We start from the raw sequence: 6,113 nt of genomic DNA, 5'->3' as shown, positions 1-6,113 counted from the left end.
TTCGCCGAAACCGAAGACATCACCCGCGAAGGAATTATTGGTGGCTACATTCATGGCAACGAACCGGCTCACCACGTGGCTTACCTGTACAACTGGGCGGGCCAACCCTGGAAGACGCAGGCCCGCGTACGGATGATTCTGAATATGCAGTACAAGCCCACTTCCGACGGCCTTGGCGGTAACGACGACTGCGGTCAGATGAGTGCCTGGTACCTGTTCTCGTCGATGGGTTTCTACCCCGTTGCTCCGGGATCGGATGTGTATTCGATTGGTAGCCCGCTGGTGAAGAATGCCAAAATTCAACTGGAAAATGGGCAGACCTTTACCATTGAAGCCATCAACCAGAGTGACAAACACGTATACGTAGAGAAAGTATTGCTAAACGGTAAGCCCGTCACCAACTGGCAGCTTAGCCACGCGGATGTGCTGAAAGGCGGAAAGCTGACCTTTTACAGGTCCACGAAACCCGCTCGAAAATAATTGGATTCGGGGGCTCATCCGTGAACGGATGAGCCCCGATTTTTTTCTGGTGTGGCAACCGTTTATTTTTGAGTCGATTATAACCTTCTTATTACCAGTATTGCCATGTCATTAAAAGTAATTGCCTTCGATGCCGACGACACCCTCTGGGTAAACGAACCGTACTTTCAGGAAACCGAGCGAAAATTCTGTGCGTTACTGGAGGATTTCCTACCGCATCACACCGTTTCTCAGGAGCTTTTCAAAACAGAAATCAGTAACCTATCCGTGTACGGCTACGGCGTGAAGGGATTTATGCTGTCGATGATTGAAACGGCACTGACGGTTACGGATTATAACGTCCGGCCTGAAGTGATCGCCAAAGCCATTGAATACGGCAAAGAACTCTTGCAAAAGCCCATCGAACTGCTGGACGGCGTGCAGGAAACGCTAACCTCGCTCAAAGATTCCTACCGATTGGTCGTAGCCACGAAGGGGGATTTGCTGGATCAGGAACGGAAACTTAAAAAGTCCGGACTGGAGCATTTCTTTCACCACATCGAAATCATGAGTGACAAGAAGGAGGCCGATTACCTGAAACTGATCAAGCACCTTGATATCAAGCCCGAGGAATTCATGATGATTGGCAATTCAATTAAATCGGATGTATTACCCGTGCTGAACATTGGTGGACACGCCATTCATGTCCCTTACCATACGACGTGGCTGCACGAACAGATCGAACACAACTTGGAACACCCCAATTTTCGAACCGCCAAGCACCTCAACGAATGCGTGGCCTGTATTACTTCATATAAATCGACGAACAAAAAAGCACCTCCGTAATACAAGGCCCTTTTTTGTTCGTGGATTACTCTATTTTGTCCGTCCGCCCAACCAGAATAACCCATCCAGGATGAGCTGATTCTGAATTTCGTTTTCGAACGTGAAGGAAAGTTCTTCGTTCGTTTTGTGCTCGTAATCCAGGTCGTTATGGCCCATGTTGACGTAGAGCATTTTGTATTTCTTGTTTGTCCACACGACCGGATAATAGCCGCTTTTCCAGATCTCATGGGGTTTCGGACCCGTTCCTAAGGGAAAGCTTTCCGGATCTATGGAGAGCAAAATCTGAATATTCGGATTTTTCCGTAGGTCATTCTTCCAGCTGTACCACTCGTTGGGCGAGGAGGTAAAGGTTTTGGGCAGGTTTTTAGTCGCCGGATGCTCCGAATTTTCTACCCGTAGTACTGCCTCCGTGGGTCGCCAGGTATTGCCTTTGTATTCACCGGAACCTAAAAACTGCTGGTGGTACCAGGGCCAGTTCTGGGGATACTTCGAGGGCGTCAGGGCGAATGCTGAAAAGTGAAAGCCCAGCCACGCTCCGCCTTTTTCCATGTACGTTTGAAAAGCCTTTCGCTGAGCCGGGGCTTCCGGACGGGTATCCAAGAAAATCACTACCTTATAATTAGCCAGAAAACCAGCATTAAGGTTAGCCCAGTTGCTGGTCGAATCGTACGTAAACGCGTGTTGTTTAGCTACTTTGGTAAACCAGCGGTTGGCTTCATGCACGAAGCTTACATGGGCAGGATCGTTTTTAGCGGTGTAAAAGGCAATGACTTTAAATGGCTGAGCCTGTACGGTAAACGTCAGGACGCTAAACAGTACGAGTAGCATGGCGTACCGGATCGTCAGACTCAGTGACTTGATCGTGTTCATGGAGGTAAATAAACGGCTTTTAGGAATACGGGTGGCGTTAAATCAGAATTTGTTTGAGGAATGCACGGCTACGAATTGTAAAGCAACCATAACCGATATACGTTAATGCTACAGCGATGGTTTTTTAGTGAAACCCTTGACTGACAAAGTTTAGTACCTCTGGTAAAGCCGTTCGCCAGTAGATCCAGGTATGGCCCCCATCACGTACCCGAAACTGATGTGAAATATTCCGATCCAGCATCGCCGCGTGCAGACTCATGTTTCCTTTGATCAGGTGATCGTCATCGCCGCAATCTACGTAAAACCGAACGGATTTTAGTGCGTCAGGCGACGTAGTTTCCAGGATTTTAAAAATGGAATTCTGATTCCAGTCCTTGCTCAATCGTTCTTTCCCTTTTTGCTGCGTAGGATATACGTTGGTGAAGCGGCGTTTCCAGTCGGCTTCGGGCATGGCCACTACCTCGGCATCCGTAAAAACCGCCGCACTCAGCGGAGCCGCCGCTGAGAAAAGTTCGGGGTGTTTGCTGGCCAGCAATAAAGTACCGTATCCGCCCATCGACAAACCCGCAATGGCCCGAAACTGTTTGCTCGTACGGGTTCGATAGCTAGAATCAATGTGGGGAATCAGCTCGTTTACAAAGAAATCTTCGTAGCGGTTCTTGCCATCCGTACTGTTCACGTACCAGCTTTTTCCGGCATCGGGCATCACGATGATCATGGGTGGAACCTGTCCGGAAGCCATCGCCTGACTGGCAATGGTCTCTACGTCGCCCATCTGGGTCCAACCCGTTTCGTCATCGCCAAAACCGTGCAATAGGTACAAGACCGGATATTTTCGACTGCCTGCTTCGTATCCTTCGGGCAAAAACAAACTATACTGCACCGGACGACCCAGCGTTGTACTGGGCAGAGAAAGGCTTTCGCGGAGGCTTCCCCGCTGAGCGTATGACTGAATACTCAGACTAAGGAAAAGAAGAACTAATAACTTTTTCATACGGCGTATTTCTACAGAAACGCACAAAATTCGTCATTTGAACCATTTTTCCTGAATTACGTAGAGGAAAATTAATAGTGGACTCTTAACCATCGTAAGATCAGCTAACGATTTAGAAAATTCCCCTTTTTTAATTGTTGTGAAGTCAGGCGTGAGTTGATAATTTCTAAAGGATCTGAAGTACTCGTTTTGTTACCCTACTGATGAAGCTTTTGCAACGAGTCCTGACCTGCTTTATTTTTAAAATCCGTAATGGTTTTTCCGTCATACCGGTACACCCCGTGTATCGAGCCAAACCAGATACTTCCATCCTCAGCTTCCAGAATCCCACAAAGCATTTTTTCTATGGACATGATTTCAGTTACCGTGGGCTTTTGACTGGACAGGGACTTCTGATCATACCGGAGCAATTTCCAGGCCCCGACCCCATTGGGCTGTACGTCACCGGTCGTCCAGAGATTCCCTTTTCTATCTTCGATAATCGCCGACGCACCCCGCTGATTTATTTTGGTAAAGGTGCTCCCGTCATAGTGCCAAAGACCAATACTAACGACCAGCGTAGCCCCTTTTTTCGCTTTGATGATTGTTGCCCCAAACCAAATATGGCCGTGTCTATCTTCGGTGATCCCCCAAACGTTAGTAAAGGCTTTCCCCTCTTTCGTTCTGGGCACGGTAAATGTTTTTCCATCGTAAAAACAGGCCTCGCCTCGGGTACCGATCCACAACTTCCCGGTTTTGTCTTGCATGATCGTCGTGATGTTGTTGTTGGGAAGTCCTTCTTTCGTAGTAAAATTTCGAAACGATTGCCCATCGGCCTGACTGGGGTCATAACGACTTACGCCTCCTCCCGTAGCAAACCAAAGGATGCCGGCTTTATCTTCATACATAGACGTAACTGCATTATTGGCAAGTCCTTCTTCGGTAGTGAAATGCTGAAAAGATTTTCCATTAAATCGATACACCCCTGCATCGGTGGAAGCGAACCAGAGGTTTCCCTGCCGATCTTCCAGGACATCCCAGAATCGTTGTGAGCCTATCCTAGTAGTGAGATTTGTAAAACGTTTTTCAACGACCCGTTTGGGATCGTACCGAAAGACACCACCCCGTGCAGCCGCAATCAAAATGGTGCCATTGCTACCTTTTCTTACATTACGAACCATGGTGGTAGGTCCGTAGGCTGTAACGGTGTCCTGGGTTTCGGACTTGACACCCTCTACTCCTCTTTGATTTTGTCCACAGGAAATGAGAAAAACAGCGAGTAAGAGTAAAGCATATACGCGGGAGTAGTGCATCATTTTTTAACTAGTAGTAGCGAATTTCGTTTCCATCCGTTCCAATACCTGATGGGCCGGGCACCGCTGGTTGTTTAACTACTGAACCGTTTACTGAGGCTACCTGGGTATATCATTCCTGCATACCGAGCGGATAGGAACTTATTTTGTGTTCAGCCTTCCCAAACCTACCGCGTGAGGATGTGACAAGCGTTAATCGCCTGTAAAAAAGTGTTAACGAAATGTAAAACCTGAAATTCATCCCTAATCAAGGCCTATTTTTGATCGATGAGACACGTAATACTTACCCTGTTACTTCTGCTATTTATCCGTCTGCCTGGTTACAGCGAGGGGGGAAAGATGTTGGTGACCATGCGGAAGATCGGTCACGAAGTGCTGCTGAACTCGGGCGATTTTACGTCCTGGGTATTGCCCATTGAAGCGGTGGATGATCGTACGTTCCGGATCCGGTTTCAGCGTCCCTTTGCCTTCACACCCACTTCCCTAGTTGAGATCATCCAACGTCATGTACCAGAACTGGATTATCTGGTAGAAGTCAGAAAAGAGCACTCAAATACCGTAGTTTATAGCTATGAAGTCCATCAACCATTCCATCGAAAATCGGTTGCCTGTTTAAGCCGAACGCCACCCTCAGGGACCTACCTCATCCAAATCAAGTTTGCTGAACCACCCGTCCAGGCGGCTTCCATAACTAATACTCTACCGTTTGCTTGGTTTCTTCTGCCGATTTTACTGGTTGGGTTCGGCTGGTGTTTATTCAGACGGAAAAGGCCTGCTCCGGCCAAACCGGCAATACCCACGACGTTAGTCCACTTGGGGCCGCTTACCTTTTGCCGGCAAACGCAGATGCTACACTTGGGCGATGAACGCGTTGAGCTTTCAGCCAAAGAGTCCAAACTCCTGAACGTATTCGTTGGTGCTCCCAATACGGTAATTGATCGGAGTCAGCTTATGGAACAGGTTTGGGAGGACGAAGGCGTATTTGTGGGGCGTAGCCTGGATGTGTTTGTATCCCGACTGCGAAAAAAGCTACAACCCGCCCCCACGGTACGCATCGTAAATAGTCACGGTAGAGGGTACAAGCTGGAAATTGACTCGTCTCATGGTTAAGTCTAGCCTAAACCAGCTATTCCAAACGAGTGATCTTAACGAGTCAAGCTATAGGGTAGAAATGTGAGCTTCAACAATAATTTGCTTGATTCCCTTAAAGTTAGATTGCCCTCTTTTGTTCATTTTTTGACAATGACTTAGGCTATCAATAATCACTTACGGGCAGCTTCGACGACACCCTTAGTAATGCCTGTCAAATGATTGACCTTACTAAGCCGGACAATTTGCCTAAACAGCTAATCAATTAACCGGAAATTTCCTCTGGTGATTCGAATAATCGTATTGAGTGCTTCCACATCCGAATAGTATGTTATAATTTGTAATTTATTGGTCCAGTTCAACCTGTTTAGCGATTAATTTTAGATCTTCTATTTCTAATTTATTTTTGTTGTATCCGAGTGTCAGTGTTCGAACTAATGCCGATATTATCTCAGTATACGTCAACGTTTTCCTAGGAAAAACAAAGGGATATATAAGACTGAGTACTTTATAAATGAACCTCACATTCTTTTGGACTTTCAAAGGAAAAATAAAACCTGGTC

Annotated in this window: 6 protein-coding genes; 3 read left to right on the top strand and 3 right to left on the bottom strand. The window is 47.1% G+C overall.

The annotated features are described in order from the left end of the window. Both ACOJTG_RS04740 and ACOJTG_RS04735 read left to right on the top strand, forming a co-directional pair. Positions 1-480: glycoside hydrolase domain-containing protein (locus ACOJTG_RS04740; RefSeq protein WP_420152764.1), on the top strand; the 480-nt coding region annotated here is incomplete at its 5' end. A 105-nt stretch (positions 481-585) separates the two neighbouring features. Continuing rightward, positions 586-1,305 carry an HAD family hydrolase gene (locus tag ACOJTG_RS04735; protein WP_420152763.1) on the top strand — a complete coding sequence of 240 codons (720 nt, stop codon included), beginning with the start codon at positions 586-588 and terminating at the stop codon, positions 1,303-1,305. A 30-nt stretch (positions 1,306-1,335) separates the two neighbouring features. Here ACOJTG_RS04735 and ACOJTG_RS04730 read toward each other — a convergent pair whose 3' ends face one another. The 3 genes from ACOJTG_RS04730 to ACOJTG_RS04720 form a co-directional block, all read right to left on the bottom strand. Beyond that, positions 1,336-2,175: a ThuA domain-containing protein gene (locus ACOJTG_RS04730; protein ID WP_420152762.1), complete on the bottom strand. Its 840-nt coding sequence runs from the start codon at positions 2,173-2,175 to the stop codon at positions 1,336-1,338. 124 nt (positions 2,176-2,299) lie between these two features. Beyond that, positions 2,300-3,169, bottom strand: coding sequence for an alpha/beta hydrolase (locus ACOJTG_RS04725; protein ID WP_420152761.1), 870 nt, complete (start codon positions 3,167-3,169; stop codon positions 2,300-2,302). Between the two features lie 197 nt (positions 3,170-3,366). Further along, entirely contained in the window at positions 3,367-4,464 is a 1,098-nt protein-coding gene (locus ACOJTG_RS04720; RefSeq protein ID WP_420152760.1) for a ligand-binding sensor domain-containing protein, read from the bottom strand. A gap of 264 nt (positions 4,465-4,728) precedes the next feature. On the opposite strand from ACOJTG_RS04720, the gene ACOJTG_RS04715 reads away from it, so the two are divergent. Beyond that, positions 4,729-5,571 carry a winged helix-turn-helix domain-containing protein gene (locus ACOJTG_RS04715; protein ID WP_420152759.1) on the top strand — a complete coding sequence of 281 codons (843 nt, stop codon included), beginning with the start codon at positions 4,729-4,731 and terminating at the stop codon, positions 5,569-5,571. Positions 5,572-6,113: the final 542 nt, after the last annotated feature.

The organism is Siphonobacter sp., from assembly GCF_048595215.1.
Taxonomy (GTDB): domain Bacteria; phylum Bacteroidota; class Bacteroidia; order Cytophagales; family Spirosomataceae; genus Siphonobacter.
Note: the sequence above shows the minus strand (reverse complement) of the source record. Positions and strands in the feature narration are given on the sequence as shown.

Coding starts and splice junctions, on each gene's coding strand:
- ACOJTG_RS04715 (WP_420152759.1), top strand. CDS start 4,729: ATGAGACACGTAATACTTACCCTGTTACTTCTGCTATTTATCCGTCTG.
- ACOJTG_RS04720 (WP_420152760.1), bottom strand. CDS start 4,464: ATGATGCACTACTCCCGCGTATATGCTTTACTCTTACTCGCTGTTTTT.
- ACOJTG_RS04735 (WP_420152763.1), top strand. CDS start 586: ATGTCATTAAAAGTAATTGCCTTCGATGCCGACGACACCCTCTGGGTA.
- ACOJTG_RS04730 (WP_420152762.1), bottom strand. CDS start 2,175: ATGAACACGATCAAGTCACTGAGTCTGACGATCCGGTACGCCATGCTA.
- ACOJTG_RS04725 (WP_420152761.1), bottom strand. CDS start 3,169: ATGAAAAAGTTATTAGTTCTTCTTTTCCTTAGTCTGAGTATTCAGTCA.